This is a genomic window from Eubacterium sp. Marseille-QA0814, assembly GCF_965119675.1.
GTDB lineage: Bacteria > Bacillota > Clostridia > Lachnospirales > Lachnospiraceae > Eubacterium_G.
This window is the reverse complement of sequence record NZ_CBCPMG010000001.1, coordinates 585901-602162: the sequence shown is the minus strand read 5'-3', so window position 1 is coordinate 602162 and position 16262 is coordinate 585901. Positions and strand designations below refer to the sequence as shown.

Below are 16262 nucleotides of genomic sequence, written 5' to 3'. Positions count from 1 at the left end.
ATTTTATTAGGATTTTTTAGTATATTATCATTATGCGTAAAAGGAGGACTATATATGTCGAAGACTATAATTGCATTAGATTGCATGGGTGGAGATAATGCACCTGGTGAAATAGTAAAGGGAGCTGTTTTAGCTGCTAATGAAAATAAAGATATGCTAATAAAGCTTGTTGGTAGGGAAGACGATATAAAAAAAGAACTTGAAAAATATCCTTCATCTGACAAGTTGGAGATAGTTGATGCTAAAGAAGTTATTGAAACAGGAGAACCCCCAGTGGCAGCTATTAGAAAGAAAAAAGATTCTTCTTTAGTGAAATGTATGTATATGGTCAAAAAAGGTGAAGCAGATGCTATGGTTTCCGCAGGTAGTACAGGAGCCAATCTTGTTGGTGGACATGTTATTATTGGCAGAATAAAAGGTGTCGAAAGACCTCCTCTAGCACCATTAATTCCCACAAAAACAGGTTTTTCTTTATTAATTGACTGTGGAGCAAATGTAGACGCAAGACCATCACATTTATTACAGTTTGCTAAGATGGGTTCCGTTTATATGGAAAATGTTGTTGGAGTAAAGAATCCAAAAGTCGCACTTGTTAATATTGGTGCTGAAGAAGAAAAAGGAAATGCTTTAGTTAAAGAAACATACCCACTATTAAAAGAAATGGAAGGCATTAATTTTATTGGCAATATAGAAGCAAGAGACATTCCTAACGGGGATGCAGATGTTATTGTTTGTGATGCTTTTGTAGGTAATGTAATTCTTAAATTATATGAAGGTGTTGCAAGTGTTTTAATTGACAAGATTAAAGGTTCTATGATGAATTCTATCAAAACAAAGATTGGAGCACTTTTAATTAAGAAAGATTTAAAGAAAACTCTTAAGGGATTTTCTTTGGAAGAACATGGTGGAGCACCGTTATTAGGACTAAATGGGTTGTTAGTTAAGACACATGGAAGTTCAAAAGCAATTGAAATTAAAAATTCAATTTTACAATGTATAACATTTAATGAATTGGATATTAACAATAAATTTAAGGAAAAGCTTTCATTAGAAAGCAAGGAGGATTAATTATGGAATTAGATAGACTTATTAATGCCATTGCAGAGGTTTTAGATTTAGACAAGGATAAAATTACTGCCGACAGTAAGTTTGTAGATGATTTAGGAGCAGATTCACTTGATGTTTTAGAAATAATTATGGGAATTGAAGATGAATTTGGTATTGAAATTCCAACAGATCAGGCAGAATCAATTGTAACAGTTGGAGATGCTTACGAAAAGATAAAGGAAGCTCTTTAAGAACAAAACATTACAAGTATACTAAAGCCCTATTTTAATAGGGCTTTAAGTTGCGTTATAGAGGTATTTTTATGAACACAGATTATTCTATTTTGGAAGACAATATAAATTATGTATTTAAAGATAAAGATTTATTGATAAATGCTCTTACACATACGTCTTTTGCAAATGAACATAAGGTTAAGAAAATCAAAGATAATGAAAGATTGGAATTTTTAGGCGATGCCGTACTTGAAATGGTTTCAAGCGAATTTTTATTTGAAAACATGAATGAAATGCCTGAGGGAGAAATGACAAAACTTCGAGCAAGTCTTGTGTGTGAACCTACTTTGGCAATTGACGCAAGAGAAATTGAATTGGAGTCTTTTATTTATCTTGGAAAAGGTGAGGAAGCAACAGGCGGTAGAAAACGTGATTCCATAGTTTCAGATGCTTTTGAAGCTTTAATCGGTGCAATATTCCTAGATGGGGGTGTTGATGCTGCAAGAAGTTTTATTTTACAGTTTGCATTAAATGATATTGAAAAGAAAAGATTATTCCATGACTGCAAGACTGTTTTGCAGGAAAGAGTAAATATGGTGAAAATAGGAAATCTGTCTTATGAGATTGTAGGCGAAAGTGGACCGGACCATGACAAAAATTATGAAGCTGTTGCCAAAATTGACGAACAGGTAATTGGACGAGGTAGTGGTCATACTAAGAAAGCTGCTGAACAGCAGGCAGCGTATAATGCACTTAAAACTTTAGATAACAGGAGTTAGTATGTATTTAAAAAATATAGAAATTCATGGATTTAAGTCCTTTGCAAATAAAATAAATTTTCAGTTTCATAACGGAATTACAGGTATTGTAGGACCAAACGGTTCAGGAAAAAGTAATGTTGCTGATGCGGTAAGATGGGTACTTGGTGAGCAGAAAACAAAACAGCTTCGTAGTTCAAAAATGGAAGATGTTATTTTCGCCGGTACAGAAAACAGAAAACCTATGGGTTATGCTTATGTGGCAATTACTTTTGATAATGCAGACCATAAGCTCAACATTGATTATGATGAAGTTACAGTATCAAGAAGACTTTTCCGTTCAGGTGAAAGTGAATACATGATTAATGGTACACAGGTGCGATTAAAAGATGTAAATGAACTTTTCTATGATACAGGTATTGGTAAAGAAGGTTATTCCATTATTGGACAGGGGCAGATTGATCAGATTCTAAGCGGTAAACCGGAAGAGAGAAGAGAACTTTTTGATGAAGCTGCAGGAATTGTTAAGTTTAAGCGTCGTAAAAATGATGCCATGAAAAAACTTGATGACCAAAATCAGAATCTTGTTCGTGTTACGGATATTTTAGGAGAACTTGAACGACAGGTTATACCTCTTGAGAAACAGTGTGAAAAGGCTAAAAGGTATTTACTTTTAAAAGAAGACTTGAAAGTAAATGATGTAAATATGTTCTTAATTGAATTTGATGAAATTAAAAACAGATTAGTTCAATTAGATGAAAAAATAAAAATTGCTTCATCAGACATGCAAATTGCAAACGATGAATTTGAAAATATAAAGAAAGATTACACAAAGTTAGAGCAGATAATAGAAGATATTAATAGTTCAATTGAGACTAAAAAGGCTACTTTAAATGAGACAATTTTAAACATTGAGAAATTTGAAGGTCAGATTAATGTTATTAAGGAACAGATTAATTCTGCCAAAAACAATGAGTCATATATTAACCAGAGAATTGATTCAATTACAAAGGAAATTGAACAACAGTCAAAAGAATTAGATGACTCCACAAAAGAAAAAGAAGAAAATGAAAAGCAGTTAAATGAGATTATCGAAACACAAACAAAGTCTAATGGAGAAATTGCAAGTGTTAATGACGAAATATCTCATTTAGAACAGGAAATTGAGCATGATAAAGAAGAAATAATTAATCTTTTAAATACAAAGTCATCTATCAAAAGCAAAATTCAAAGATTTGATACTTTGTTAGAGCAGATTAATATTAGAAAGTCACAGCTTAATCAGAAACTGATTGATTTTCAAAATAGAAAAGATGGTCAGGAAAATGCTATTAAACAGTTTGAAGAACAGTTAGAAGATGTTAATAAGGAAATTAAAGAAGTTCAGGGAAAACTTCAGGAATACAAAGAAAAAATAGTTTCTCTTAGAATTGAAAACAGTAAATTAAGTAAACGTTTATCTGAAAATCAGGAGAAATATCATAAATTAAAATCTAATTTAGAAACTTTAAAGAATATTACTGAAAGATACGAAGGCTACGGCAATAGTATTAAGAGAGTAATGGAACTTAAGGAATCTAAAAAAGGTATCATTGGTGTTGTTGCGGATATTATTAAGGTTGATAAAAAATATGAAGTGGCAATTGAAACAGCCCTTGGCGGAAATATTCAAAATATTGTAACTGATACAGAAACAACAGCCAAAGGTACAATTGAATATTTGAAGAAAAACAGATATGGTAGAGCCACATTTCTTCCTTTAAGCAGTATGAGTAATAAGACAAACTTTAATGCTCCGGATGCTTTGGAAGAAAAAGGAGTTGTAGGTCTTGCCAGTGACTTAGTGGAAATAAAGAAAGAATATGAGGGTGTTGCTAAATATCTTTTAGGAAGGGTTATGGTTGTTGATACAATTGATAATGCCATTTCCATTGAAAGAAAATATAGATACACTGTTAGAATTGTAACTCTTGAAGGTGAATACTTAAATGTAGGTGGTTCTATTTCAGGTGGTGCATTTAAGAATAACAGCAATCTTTTAGGAAGACGTAGAGAAATTGAAGAAATCGAAAAGTCTTTAACTAAATTAAAAAAGGAAAAAGAAGATTTAGACAAACAACTTTTAAAAAATAAAAGTGAGTCAGGTGTTTTAAGTGAAGAGGAAGAAAAAATAAATAAAGCTCTTCAGGAACAAATGATTATTAAAAACACATTGGAAATTAATCTTAAGCAGGCTAATGCACGAAAAGACAGTATTATGCTTGAGTATCAGAGTTTCGAACAGGAAAATTCTGATATGCAGTCTGAAATTAGTGACATTAGTAAAAACAACACACAGTTAAACGAAGAACTAACCGGAACTGAAAATAAAAACAGTGAATTAGAAGAACAGGTAGTTGAAAAGACTAAGAAGTTAAATTCTCTAAAAGAAAGTATTGGTGAGAAGAGCTCAATTTTAGAAGAAATTAACATTGAAATTGCTAACTATAAGCAAAAGCATGAATTTATTGTTGAAAAAATCAATAAGGCAAAAGATGTTATTAATTCCCTTACAAAAGAACTTGATAACATAAAAAATAATTCGGAAGAAAACAATGTTGAAATTTCTGCAAGATTGGAAGCTATAGAAAATCTCACGAAAGAGGCTAATAAAGCAAGAGATTTAACTGAACAGTTAAATAAAGAGATTGAAGAGGCAATTACTGAAAAAGAAAATCAAAGTAAAGAACATAAGGAATTCTTTGAGAAGAGAGAACAATTGTCAGAAAGAATTTCATCTCTTGATAAAGAAATTTATCGTTTAAGTAGCCAAAAAGAAGCTCTGGAAGAAAAGAGTGAAAACAAAGAAGCTTATATGTGGAATGAATATGAAATCACATATAGAACAGCTGCTGAAATGAAAAATTCTGATTTTACAAATAAGAGTGAAATTAGAGACAACATTAATTCAATTAGAAAGCAAATGAAGTCTTTAGGTGATGTAAATATTAATGCCATTGAAGAATTTAAGGAAGTAAATGAGCGTTATCAGTTTATGAAATCGCAACATGAAGACTTAATGGAAGCAAAAGAAAATCTTCTTAAAATAATTGATGAGCTTGAAGTTGGAATGCGTAAGCAGTTCAAAGAAAAGTTCGAAGAAATAAAAACAGAATTTGATATTGTGTTTAAGGAATTATTTGGTGGTGGAAAAGGAACAATTGAATTAACTGATGCTGAAGATATTTTAGATGCAGGAATTAATATTATTTCTCAACCACCAGGCAAAAAACTTCAAAATATGATGCAGTTATCCGGTGGTGAAAAAGCATTAACTGCCATTAGTTTGTTATTTGCAATACAGAATTTGAAACCATCGCCTTTCTGTCTGTTAGACGAAATTGAGGCAGCGCTTGATGGTTCTAACGTTGTAAGATTTGCTGAATATTTACATAAACTTACAAAGAACACTCAGTTTATTGTAATTACACACAGACGTGGTACAATGAATTGCACAGACCGCTTGTATGGTATTACAATGCAGGAAAAGGGTATTTCAGCTCTTGTTTCTGTAGACTTACTTGAAAATGATTTAGATAAATAAAATAGGAGGAAGTTATGGCAGGAAAATTCTTTTCGAAACTTGTATCAGGATTAACAAAAACAAGAAATAATATTGTTTCAGGTTTGAATTCTATTTTTACAGGTTTTTCTCACATTGATGAAGATTTCTATGAGGAATTAGAAGAAATCCTTATTATGAGTGACATTGGTGTTAATACAACAGAAGAAATCCTTGATAATTTGCGTGCTCAGGTAAAAGAAAAAAATATAAAAGAGCCTATGGAATGTAAGGAATTACTTATTGAAAACATAAAAGAACAAATGTACATTGGCGAAAACGCTTATGATTTTGAAAATGAAAAATCTGTTATTTTAATGATTGGTGTAAATGGTGTAGGTAAAACAACATCAATAGGTAAACTTGCAAGCCAGTTTAAGAATAATGGTAAGAAAGTAGTTTTAGCTGCTGGGGATACATTTAGAGCTGCTGCTGCGGATCAGCTTATAGAATGGGCTAATAGGGCAGGGGTTGATATTGTATCAGGAAAGGAAGGTTCCGATCCTGGTTCAGTATTATTCGATGCAATTAGTTCTGCTAAAAATAAAAATGCAGATATTTTACTTTGTGATACAGCAGGCAGACTCCATAATAAGAAGAATTTAATGGAAGAATTAAAAAAGTTAAATCGAATTATTGACAAAGAATTTCCAGGAACAAGACGTGAGAATTTTATTGTACTTGATGCAACAACCGGTCAGAATGCTCTGGAACAGGCAAGACAGTTTAAGGAATGTGCTGATATAACAGGTGTAATTCTTACTAAAATGGATGGCTCGGCAAAGGGTGGTATAGCAATAGCAATACAGGCTGAACTTGGGATACCGGTTAAATATATTGGTGTTGGTGAACAGATTGATGATTTACAGAGATTCGATTCAAAAGAGTTTGTAGAGGCTCTATTTACAGAATAAAAAGAAAGTGTGGACAAAAATGAGTGACAAATTAGATTTAAAAAAATTTGAAGAAGCTAGTGAAATAGTAAAAAAAGTAACATTGAATACTAATTTAATTTACAGTGATTATTTTAGTGAACAGACAGGAAATAATGTTTATATTAAACCTGAAAACATGCAGTTTACAGGTGCCTATAAGGTAAGAGGTTCTTACTACAAAATAAGTACTTTATCTGAAGCAGAAAGAGAAAGAGGTCTTATTACTGCTTCGGCCGGTAACCATGCACAAGGCGTTGCCTATGCTGCAAAACTCTTTGGCGTTAAGGCAACAGTAGTTATGCCAACTATAACACCTTTAATGAAAGTAAACAGAACAAAGAATTATGGGGCAGATGTTATTTTATATGGGGATGTATATGATGATGCATGCAAGTATGCTCTTAACCTTGCACAAAAAGAAGGTTATACATTTATTCATCCATTTGATGATTTAGATGTTGCTGCGGGTCAGGGTAGTATTGCAATGGAAATTTTCAAGGAACTACCAACAGTTGATTATATTTTAGTTCCAATTGGTGGTGGTGGACTTGCAACAGGTGTAAGTACACTTGCCAAGCTTTTAAATCCTAGAATTAAGGTAATTGGTGTTGAACCTGAAAATGCAGCCTGCATGAAAGCAAGCTTAGAAGCAGGACATATTGTAACTTTACCAAGTGCCAACACTATCGCTGACGGTACAGCTGTAAAAACACCGGGAGAAAATATTTTCCCATACATACAGAAAAATATTGATGAAATTATCACCATTAAAGACGATGAATTAATAGATGCGTTCCTTGATATGGTAGAAAATCATAAATTAGTTGCTGAAAACTCAGGTCTTCTTACAATTGCTGCATTAAAGCATTTGAAATGTAAGGATAAGAAGATTGTTTCAATTATCAGTGGTGGTAATATGGATATTATTACAATGTCCTCTACATTACAGCATGGTTTAATTCAAAGAGGACGTGTATTTACAGTTTCTGTTTTACTTCCTGATAAGCCAGGCGAACTTGTTAAGGTTGCAAATACAATTGCAAAACAGCAGGGTAATGTAATTAAGCTTGACCATAACCAGTTTGTATCAGTAAACAGAAATGCGGCTGTGGAACTTAAAGTTACATTAGAATGTTTCGGTCATGACCATAAGGAACAGATATTAAAAGCATTAAGCAAAGCAGGCTATAATCCTGTAGAGCAGGCTCCAAACTTATAGAAAATAAATTGCTGAAAAATAAAGCTGGAAGGTGTCAAGAAAAAATACTTGACACCTTCTTTTCTTTAGTGTAATATATGTCAGGTAGGCAAGGTGCGTTTTTATGAAAGATATATTTAAAAGTTCTTTATTATATGATTTTTATGGAGAACTATTAACTAATCATCAAAAAGAAATATATGAAGATTTTATTTTAAATGACTTAAGTTTAGGAGAAATCGCAGAAGAAAGAGGTATATCCAGACAGGGTGTACACGATTTAGTAAAAAGATGTGACAAGACTTTGAATGGTTATGAAGAAAAGTTACATTTACTTGAAAGATTTTCCAAAACTAAAGAGGATGTTGAAAAAATATGTCAGTTAGCAGACAGCGGTGACAAGAACAACATTCATGAAATAAAAACAATTGCACAGGAAATTTTAGATAATTACTAGGAGGTAGGGCTTTGGCATTTGAAAGCTTATCCGATAAATTACAAAATATATTCAAAAATTTGCGTGGCAAGGGGCGTCTTACAGAAGAAGATGTTAAAGTAGCTTTAAAAGAAGTAAAGATTGCTTTACTTGAGGCTGACGTAAACTTTAAGGTTGTTAAAGATTTTATTAAAAAAGTAAATGAAAGAGCCATTGGTCAGGATGTTTTAACAAGTTTAACACCAGGTCAGATGGTTATAAAGATTGTAAACGAAGAACTTACAGCTTTAATGGGTTCTGAAACAACAGAACTTAAATTGTTACCGGATAATGAAATTACCGTTATTATGATGATGGGACTTCAGGGTGCCGGTAAAACTACAACAACTGCTAAGATTGCAGGCAAGCTTAAAGGAAGAGGTAAGAAACCTTTACTTGTAGCCTGTGACGTTTACAGACCGGCTGCCATTGAGCAGTTAAAGATTAACGGTGAAAAACAGCAGGTACCTGTTTTCTCAATGGGAGATAAACAAAAGCCTTTAAATATTACAAAGGCAGCTATTGAACATGCAAAGAAAAATGGCAACAATGTTGTAATCCTTGATACAGCAGGTCGTTTACATGTAGATGAAGACATGATGAACGAACTTGTGGAGATTAGAGATAATGTAGACATTACACAAACTGTTTTGGTTGTAGATGCTATGACAGGACAGGATGCAGTTAATGTTGCAAAAGAATTTAACGATAAGATTGGTATTGACGGTATTATTGTTACAAAATTAGACGGTGATACAAGAGGTGGTGCTGCTCTTTCAATTAAGGCAGTTACAGGCAAGCCAATTTTATATATAGGTATGGGCGAAAAGTTATCAGATTTAGAACAATTTCATCCGGACCGTATGGCATCAAGAATTTTAGGAATGGGAGATGTTCTTTCTCTTATTGAAAAGGCTGAGCAGTCAATTGATCAGGATAAGGCAAAAGAAATGGAACAGAGGCTTAAGAAAGCCCAGTTTACTTTTGATGATTATCTTGAATATATGGCTCAGATTAGAAACATGGGTGGTTTATCATCCTTGCTTAAGATGATACCGGGAGTTGGTGGTCAGATAAAGGAAGATATGCTTCCTGATGATAAACATCTTGGAAAGATTGAAGCAATTATTTATTCGATGACGAAAGAAGAAAGAGGCAATCCTGACCTTATGAATCCTTCAAGAAAGAAGAGAATTGCAAAGGGTGCCGGTGTTGATATAAGCGAAGTTAATAAGCTTGTAAAACAGTTTGAACAGGCAAGAAAAATGATGAAGACCATGCCTGGCATGATGGGTGGAAAAGGAAAACGTAAAGGTGGATTTAAAATGCCTTTTGGCTTTTAAACATAAATATTAGAAATTAAATTATTTTACGGAGGTAAAGAAAAAATGGCAGTAAAGATTAGATTAAAGAGAATGGGAAAGAAGAGACATCCAATCTACAGAATAGTAGTTGCTGACTCAAGAGCACCTAGAGATGGAAGATTCATCGAAGAAATCGGAACATACGATCCAAATCAGGAACCAAGTATATTTGATTTAAACGAAGAAGCTACAAAGAAATGGTTATCAACAGGAGCACAGCCAACAGAAACAGTTGGAAAGCTTTTAAAGATTGCTGGTATTGAAAAATAATATCGGAGGGCAAATTCATGAAAGAATTGGTAGAAACAATTGCAAAAGCACTTGTTGACTCTCCTGATGAAGTTGTAGTATCTGAAACTGAAAACGAAAGAGAAATACTTATTACTTTACATGTTGCCAGTGACGATATGGGAAAAGTAATCGGAAAGCAGGGAAGAATTGCTAAGGCTATTCGTTCAGTAGTTAAGGCTGCATCTTCTAAAAGCGACAAAAAAGTTAAAGTTGAAATTCAATAAAATCACTTTAGTACAAGTGCAACAAGGCTGGAAAATTTTCCAGCCTTGTTATGTATAGAAGACAATGTCCAAGTTCATTTTATGTGAGAGGGAGAAATTATGGAACAGTATTTAAGAGTTGGAGTTATTACAAACTCTCATGGAATAAAAGGAGAAGTTAAAGTATTTCCTACTACAGATGATATAAAAAGATTTGATTATTTAGAAGAAGCTGTAATTAATACGGGAAAAGAATATATAAATGTAAATGTAACAGGTGTAAAATATTTCAAAAATATGGTTATTTTAAAATTTAAGCAATACGATAACATTAATGATATTTTGAAATTTAAAGGGCTGGATTTGCTTGTGTCTAGAGAAAATGCAATTCCATTAGGCGAAGATGAACATTTTATCGTTGATTTAATAGGGTGCAATGTTGTTGATGAAGAAAAAAATTACATTGGTGAACTGGTTGATGTAATGGAAACAGGCGCCAATGGGGTATATGTAGTAAAAACACCTGAAGGTAGGGAAGTACTGTTCCCTGTTATAGAGCAATGTGTTTTAAATAAGGATATTGAAAATAAAACTATTACAGTTCATGTTATGAAAGGATTAATGGATTAATGAATTTTCATGTTTTAACATTATTCCCTGAAATGATTAATCAGGGAGTAAATACAAGTATTACCGGTCGTGCCATTAAAAACGGTCTCATTAGCTTGAATGCTATAAATATAAGAGATTTTGCCGGCAATAAATATGGTCAGGTAGATGATTATCCCTACGGTGGTGGGGCAGGCATGGTAATGCAACCATTACCTGTATATAAAAGTTATGAATCGGTAGTAGAACAAATTGGTTATAAACCAAGGGTTGTATACTTAACTCCACAGGGAAAAGTTTTTAATCAGTTAATGGCGGAAGAGTTTTCAAATGAAAAAGATTTAGTGTTTTTGTGTGGTCATTATGAAGGCATTGATGAAAGAGTTCTTGAAATGATAGTTACAGATAATGTCTCAATAGGAGATTATGTCCTTACAGGTGGTGAATTGCCTTCCATGGTTATGATTGATGCAATTTCAAGACTTGTTCCCGGAGTGTTAAATAATGAGGTGTCTGCAGAGTTTGAGTCATTTAATGATAATTTACTTGAATACCCACAATACACACGACCTGCTGAATTTATGGGCAAGGAAGTACCACCTATTCTTTTATCGGGGAATCATCTGAAGGTTGATGAATGGAGAAGGAAACAATCTATTATTAGAACAATTGAAAGACGTCCTGATTTAATGGAAGAAGCTAATTTGACAAAAGAAGATATAAAATTCATAAAAACACTTGATAAATAAAGTTTTTTATGTTATTATAACAAACGCTGTATAAAAAAAGATGGTCCTCTGTTACATTATGTATTAAGAACATCGGAATAAATAAGGAGGAAATTATGCAGGAATTAATTAAAGAAATTGAAGATGCACAGATTAAGGAAGTAACACCTTTTAACGTAGGTGACACAATTAAGGTTCACGCTAAGATCGTTGAAGGAAACAGAGAAAGAATTCAGATTTTCGAAGGTCTTGTACTTAAGAAACAGGGTGGAAGCAACAGAGCTACTTTCACAGTAAGAAAGAATTCAAACGGTATTGGTGTAGAAAGAACTTGGCCTTTATACTCACCAAACATTGCTAAGATTGAAGTAGTAAGACAGGGTAAAGTAAGACGTGCTAAACTTAACTACATTAGAAGCAGAGTTGGTAAGGCTGCTAAGGTAAAAGAATTAGTTAAATAATTATTACTTTAAAAAAGGAGCGGGTTTATTCTCGTTCCTTTTTTATTTAATAGAAAATTTAGGAGAAAGATTATGGATTATCAATGGTTTCCGGGACACATGACAAAAGCCATGCGTCAAATGAAGGAAGATATAAAATTAATAGATTTAATAATTGAATTATTAGATGCAAGAATTCCGTTAAGTAGTAGGAATCCTGAAATTGACAATCTTGGTCAGAATAAGGCAAGACTTGTTTTATTAAATAAAGCTGATTTAGCAGATGAAAAGCAAAATAATAAATGGATTGAATATTTTAAGGAAAAAGGAATTGTTGCTTTAAAAATCAATTCTAAAAATAAGCAGGGCATTAAGGAAATTAATAATGCTGTTAATATTGCCTGTAAAGATAAAATAGAAAGGAATTTAAAAAGAGGCATAAAAAACAGACCAATTAGAGCTATGGTAGTTGGTATACCAAATGTTGGTAAATCTACTTTTATTAACGCTTATGCAGGAAAGAACTGTGCAAAAACAGGTAACAAGCCGGGAGTAACAAAAGGAAAACAATGGATTCGACTTAATAAGAATCTTGAACTTTTGGACACACCGGGGGTTTTATGGCCTAAATTTGATGACCAGAAAATCGGTATGCATTTAGCTTTTATTGGCTCAATGAATGATAATATTTTAGATGTATCTGAACTTGCATTCCAGCTAATTAAACTATTAGAAAACTTATATCCAAATGCAATCAAAGACAGATATAGTATTGAAGGCGATGATAACATTCTACAGATTATGTATCAGATAGCAGAGGTAAGAGGTTGCAAATTGAAAGGAAATCAGCCTGATTTGGACAAAACAAGTAAGATAGTTTTAGATGACTTTAGAAGTGGAAAATTAGGCAGAATCACTTTAGATAGAAATTAAAAGGTAGAAACAATGGGAAAAAGTATTGTAGATATTAAAAAAGAATTATCATTTTTGGATGAAAAAGACTTATTACAGTTTGCTGAAGAATATAAAAGTGATGAAAGAAGCGGTGTTTTAAAGTTAGTTGAAAAGGCAAGGAAAGACCATCAAAAGTATCTTTTAGAGTTAGAAAGAATTTATAATTTACAATATTTTGAAAGAAAATATTCTGATTATGAATTAATATGCGGTATAGATGAGGTTGGTAGAGGTCCTTTGGCCGGTCCTGTTGTTGCAGGAGCTGTGATTTTACCAAAAGAATGTAATATTTTATACATTAATGACTCAAAAAAACTTTCTGCCAAAAAAAGAGAAGAGTTGTATCCACAAATAATGGAAAAAGCCATATGTGCAAAAACTGCTCAATCAAGTCCTGAGAGAATAGATGAAATCGATATTTTACAGGCAACATACGAGGCAATGAGAAAAGCAATTGCTTCAATGGAAAAACAGCCTGATTTGTTGTTAAACGATGCTGTAAACATTCCGGGGCTTGATATGAAGCAGGTTCCCATTATAAAGGGTGATGCAAAAAGCATTTCCATTGGTGCAGCAAGTATAATAGCAAAAGTTACAAGAGATGCAATGATGGTTGAATACGATAAGATTTATCCTGAATACGATTTTGCTTCAAACAAAGGTTATGGTTCGGCAAAACATATTGAAGCTTTGAAAAAAGTAGGTCCATGTCCTATACATAGAAAAACTTTTATAAAGAATTTTGTGTAGATTATTATAATTTACCCTTTATTTGTTTGTAAAAAGATAAATGATTTATTAAATTATTTTTGTAAGATAATGATTTTAAGGGGGACTATGAATACAAGAAAAGTTGGTAGTTTTTACGAGAAAAAAGCCATTGAATATTTGAAAAAAGAGAATTTCAAAATTATTGCATCAAACTATTCCTGTAAAATAGGGGAAATCGATGTAATTGCATCTAAGGAAGATACATTGCATTTTATTGAAATAAAATATAGAAAAAATCTTATGTATGGCAATCCTTTAGATGCGGTAAATTATAGAAAACAACAGAAAATCTACAAAACAGCAATGTGGTTTTTAAATGAAAACCAGATTTTTATGGATTTTCAGTGCAGTTTTGATGTTATAGCAATAACAGAGGAGCAAATTCGGTATATTTATAATTGTTTTGGAGTAATGTAATGAATATAGTATTGTTAAACAAAAAAAGCAGAAATTCAACTGTTATAAAATTTAAAAACGATGTTCCATATATTTCATATAAAGCAATGGATGAAATACCATGGCTTACACATGGCTTTTCCACAAGAATAGGTGGTGTAAGCCAGGGAGTTTTAAGTTCTATGAATTTAGGCTTTGGTCGAGGCGATTTAGAAGAAAATGTAGTAAATAATCACAAGATAATTGCAAATGCAATTGGGTTTGAAAGTAAAAATATCGTTTGTAGTAAACAGACTCATACTACAAATGTAGCTGTAGTTGGAAAAGAATTTAAGGGAAACGGTATTTATAAAGAAAATTGTTTTACTGACATTGATGGAATGATTACAAATGAAAAGAATGTAGTTTTGGCAACATATTTTGCAGACTGTGTTCCATTATATATGGTAGATGTAAAAAACAAGGCCATAGGTCTTTCTCATTCCGGCTGGAGAGGTACAGTTGGGAAAATAGGCGCATGTACTCTAAAGAAAATGAAGGAAAACTACGGTACTGATTCCAAGGATGTTATTGCCTGCATTGGTCCTTCAATATGTATGAGTTGCTATGAAATTAGTGAAGATGTGGCTAATGAATTTAAGATGGCATTTCCTGACAATATAGACAATATCCTTTTGAATAAAGGAAATGGTAAATATATGTTGGACTTATGGGAGTGTAACAGAATAGTTTTCAGGGAATGTGGTGTATTAGAAGAGAATATTCATTTACCTGATATTTGTACATGCTGTAACGATAAGATGCTCTTTTCCCATAGAGCCACTAACGGAAAAAGAGGAAATCTGGCGGCTTTTTTGGAAATAAAATAAGCAATTTACAAATAATGGTACTTATTGTAAAATCTAATGGTGAGGTGAGAGAATATGAGTAAACCAATTGTGGCTATAGTAGGTAGACCTAATGTTGGAAAATCAACATTATTTAATGCTTTAGCAGGACAAAAAATTTCGATTGTAAAAGACACACCGGGTGTCACAAGAGACAGAATATATGCTGATATTGATTGGCTTAATTATAATTTCACAATGATTGATACAGGTGGTATTGAACCTGACAGCAGTGACATTATTTTAGCACAGATGCGTGAGCAGGCGCAGATTGCCATTGATACAGCAGATGTTATTATATTTATGACAGATGTAAAGCAGGGCTTAATTGATGCTGATGCAAAGGTTGCAGATATGCTTCGCAGAAGTCAGAAACCGGTTGTTTTAGTAGTAAATAAAGTAGATAATTTTAATAAAATGATGGCAGATGTTTATGAATTCTATAATTTAGGTATAGGTGATCCTGTTCCAATTTCTGCATCACAGAGAAGTGGTATAGGTGACATGCTTGATAAGGTTGTTGAACATTTTAAATCACTTGATTTAGAAGAAGATGAAGATGACAGGCCAAAGGTCGCCATTGTTGGTAAGCCAAATGTTGGAAAATCATCAATTATCAATAAACTAACAGGTGAAAGCCGAGTTATTGTTTCTAATATTGCAGGCACAACAAGAGATGCCATTGACACTGATGTTAAATGGAATGGAAAAGAATATGTTTTTATTGATACTGCAGGTATTAGAAGAAAATCAAAAGTAAAAGAAGATATTGAAAGATACAGTGTTATTAGAACTGTTACTGCTGTAGAAAGAGCAGACGTGGTGGTTATTGTTATTGATGCAACTGAAGGGGTTACTGAACAGGATGCAAAAATTGCTGGGATTGCCCATGAAAATGGAAAAGGTATAATTATTGCCGTAAATAAATGGGATGCAATTGAGAAAAATGACAAGACTGTTTATGAGTATACTAATAAAGTAAGACAGATTCTTTCTTTTATGCAGTATGCAGAAATTATGTTTATTTCAGCAAAAACAGGTCAAAGATTACCTAAGTTGTTTGATATGATTGATATGGTAATTGAAAATCACACTATGAGAATAGAAACAGGTGTTGTAAATGAAATTATGGCAGAAGCAGTAGCAATGCAACAGCCACCATCAGATAAGGGTAAACGTTTAAGACTTTACTATATTACTCAGGTATCAGTAAAGCCGCCAACATTTGTTATTTTTGTAAATGATAAGGAATTAATGCATTTCTCCTATACAAGATACATTGAAAACCGTATCAGAGAAGCTTTTGGTTTCAGAGGAACTCCATTAAGATTTATTATTAGAGAAAGAAAAGAAAAATAAACATTTTAATTTA

18 protein-coding genes are annotated in these 16262 nt (G+C 32.6%); all 18 read left to right on the top strand.

Going from position 1 to position 16262, the window contains the following annotated elements; translation table 11 throughout:
• Positions 1-54 precede the first annotated feature (54 nt).
• Positions 55-1068: a phosphate acyltransferase PlsX gene (gene plsX / locus ACQY63_RS02785; protein WP_022166060.1), complete on the top strand. Its 1014-nt coding sequence runs from the start codon at positions 55-57 to the stop codon at positions 1066-1068.
• Between the two features lie 2 nt (positions 1069-1070).
• The gene (gene acpP / locus ACQY63_RS02780; RefSeq protein ID WP_022166061.1) at positions 1071-1298 is read left to right on the top strand and encodes an acyl carrier protein; all 228 of its coding nucleotides are present in this window, start codon (positions 1071-1073) and stop codon (positions 1296-1298) included.
• Between the two features lie 71 nt (positions 1299-1369).
• Entirely contained in the window at positions 1370-2059 is a 690-nt protein-coding gene (rnc, locus tag ACQY63_RS02775) for a ribonuclease III (protein WP_022166062.1), read from the top strand.
• Between the two features lies 1 nt (position 2060).
• Positions 2061-5621 carry a chromosome segregation protein SMC gene (smc, locus tag ACQY63_RS02770; protein ID WP_428244676.1) on the top strand — a complete coding sequence of 1187 codons (3561 nt, stop codon included), beginning with the start codon at positions 2061-2063 and terminating at the stop codon, positions 5619-5621.
• A gap of 14 nt (positions 5622-5635) precedes the next feature.
• Positions 5636-6553 (top strand): signal recognition particle-docking protein FtsY, encoded by a 918-nt coding sequence (gene ftsY, locus ACQY63_RS02765; protein ID WP_302689661.1) that lies wholly within the window; start codon positions 5636-5638, stop codon positions 6551-6553.
• Positions 6554-6572: 19 nt separating this feature from the next.
• A complete protein-coding gene (ilvA, locus tag ACQY63_RS02760; RefSeq protein ID WP_022166065.1) occupies positions 6573-7793 on the top strand; it encodes a threonine ammonia-lyase in 1221 nt (406 codons plus the stop codon).
• Positions 7794-7896: 103 nt separating this feature from the next.
• A complete protein-coding gene (ylxM, locus tag ACQY63_RS02755; protein ID WP_022166066.1) occupies positions 7897-8229 on the top strand; it encodes a YlxM family DNA-binding protein in 333 nt (110 codons plus the stop codon).
• Between the two features lie 11 nt (positions 8230-8240).
• Positions 8241-9590 (top strand): signal recognition particle protein, encoded by a 1350-nt coding sequence (gene ffh / locus ACQY63_RS02750; protein WP_022166067.1) that lies wholly within the window; start codon positions 8241-8243, stop codon positions 9588-9590.
• 45 nt (positions 9591-9635) lie between these two features.
• Complete coding sequence (gene rpsP, locus ACQY63_RS02745) at positions 9636-9881, top strand: 30S ribosomal protein S16 (RefSeq protein WP_022166068.1); 246 nt, start codon at positions 9636-9638, stop codon at positions 9879-9881.
• A gap of 17 nt (positions 9882-9898) precedes the next feature.
• Positions 9899-10126, top strand: coding sequence for a KH domain-containing protein (locus tag ACQY63_RS02740; protein ID WP_022166069.1), 228 nt, complete (start codon positions 9899-9901; stop codon positions 10124-10126).
• Positions 10127-10225: 99 nt separating this feature from the next.
• The gene (rimM, locus tag ACQY63_RS02735) at positions 10226-10735 is read left to right on the top strand and encodes a ribosome maturation factor RimM (protein WP_022166070.1); all 510 of its coding nucleotides are present in this window, start codon (positions 10226-10228) and stop codon (positions 10733-10735) included.
• Entirely contained in the window at positions 10735-11463 is a 729-nt protein-coding gene (gene trmD, locus ACQY63_RS02730; RefSeq protein ID WP_428244675.1) for a tRNA (guanosine(37)-N1)-methyltransferase TrmD, read from the top strand. The genes rimM and trmD overlap by 1 nt, the downstream gene beginning before the upstream one ends.
• A gap of 95 nt (positions 11464-11558) precedes the next feature.
• Entirely contained in the window at positions 11559-11903 is a 345-nt protein-coding gene (rplS, locus tag ACQY63_RS02725; protein WP_022166072.1) for a 50S ribosomal protein L19, read from the top strand.
• 72 nt (positions 11904-11975) lie between these two features.
• Positions 11976-12815, top strand: coding sequence for a ribosome biogenesis GTPase YlqF (gene ylqF / locus ACQY63_RS02720; protein ID WP_022166073.1), 840 nt, complete (start codon positions 11976-11978; stop codon positions 12813-12815).
• A gap of 12 nt (positions 12816-12827) precedes the next feature.
• On the top strand, positions 12828-13586 hold the full coding sequence (locus tag ACQY63_RS02715; RefSeq protein WP_022166074.1) for a ribonuclease HII: 759 nt from the start codon (positions 12828-12830) through the stop codon (positions 13584-13586).
• An 87-nt stretch (positions 13587-13673) separates the two neighbouring features.
• Positions 13674-14024 (top strand): YraN family protein, encoded by a 351-nt coding sequence (locus ACQY63_RS02710; protein ID WP_022166075.1) that lies wholly within the window; start codon positions 13674-13676, stop codon positions 14022-14024.
• Positions 14024-14872, top strand: a complete 849-nt coding sequence (gene pgeF, locus ACQY63_RS02705) for a peptidoglycan editing factor PgeF (protein ID WP_022166076.1) — start codon at positions 14024-14026, stop codon at positions 14870-14872. Before ACQY63_RS02710 ends, pgeF begins: the two co-directional genes overlap by 1 nt.
• 54 nt (positions 14873-14926) lie before the next feature.
• A complete protein-coding gene (gene der / locus ACQY63_RS02700; protein ID WP_022166077.1) occupies positions 14927-16249 on the top strand; it encodes a ribosome biogenesis GTPase Der in 1323 nt (440 codons plus the stop codon).
• Positions 16250-16262 lie beyond the last annotated feature (13 nt).

Excerpts from the sequence above, each read along its gene's own strand:
- ylqF (WP_022166073.1), top strand. The coding sequence starts at position 11,976 with ATGGATTATCAATGGTTTCCGGGACACATGACAAAAGCCATGCGTCAA.
- pgeF (WP_022166076.1), top strand. The coding sequence starts at position 14,024 with ATGAATATAGTATTGTTAAACAAAAAAAGCAGAAATTCAACTGTTATA.
- der (WP_022166077.1), top strand. The coding sequence starts at position 14,927 with ATGAGTAAACCAATTGTGGCTATAGTAGGTAGACCTAATGTTGGAAAA.
- ftsY (WP_302689661.1), top strand. The coding sequence starts at position 5,636 with ATGGCAGGAAAATTCTTTTCGAAACTTGTATCAGGATTAACAAAAACA.
- ylxM (WP_022166066.1), top strand. The coding sequence starts at position 7,897 with ATGAAAGATATATTTAAAAGTTCTTTATTATATGATTTTTATGGAGAA.
- ACQY63_RS02740 (WP_022166069.1), top strand. The coding sequence starts at position 9,899 with ATGAAAGAATTGGTAGAAACAATTGCAAAAGCACTTGTTGACTCTCCT.
- rimM (WP_022166070.1), top strand. The coding sequence starts at position 10,226 with ATGGAACAGTATTTAAGAGTTGGAGTTATTACAAACTCTCATGGAATA.
- ACQY63_RS02715 (WP_022166074.1), top strand. The coding sequence starts at position 12,828 with ATGGGAAAAAGTATTGTAGATATTAAAAAAGAATTATCATTTTTGGAT.
- plsX (WP_022166060.1), top strand. The coding sequence starts at position 55 with ATGTCGAAGACTATAATTGCATTAGATTGCATGGGTGGAGATAATGCA.
- rpsP (WP_022166068.1), top strand. The coding sequence starts at position 9,636 with ATGGCAGTAAAGATTAGATTAAAGAGAATGGGAAAGAAGAGACATCCA.
- acpP (WP_022166061.1), top strand. The coding sequence starts at position 1,071 with ATGGAATTAGATAGACTTATTAATGCCATTGCAGAGGTTTTAGATTTA.
- smc (WP_428244676.1), top strand. The coding sequence starts at position 2,061 with ATGTATTTAAAAAATATAGAAATTCATGGATTTAAGTCCTTTGCAAAT.
- ACQY63_RS02710 (WP_022166075.1), top strand. The coding sequence starts at position 13,674 with ATGAATACAAGAAAAGTTGGTAGTTTTTACGAGAAAAAAGCCATTGAA.
- trmD (WP_428244675.1), top strand. The coding sequence starts at position 10,735 with ATGAATTTTCATGTTTTAACATTATTCCCTGAAATGATTAATCAGGGA.
- rplS (WP_022166072.1), top strand. The coding sequence starts at position 11,559 with ATGCAGGAATTAATTAAAGAAATTGAAGATGCACAGATTAAGGAAGTA.
- ilvA (WP_022166065.1), top strand. The coding sequence starts at position 6,573 with ATGAGTGACAAATTAGATTTAAAAAAATTTGAAGAAGCTAGTGAAATA.
- rnc (WP_022166062.1), top strand. The coding sequence starts at position 1,370 with ATGAACACAGATTATTCTATTTTGGAAGACAATATAAATTATGTATTT.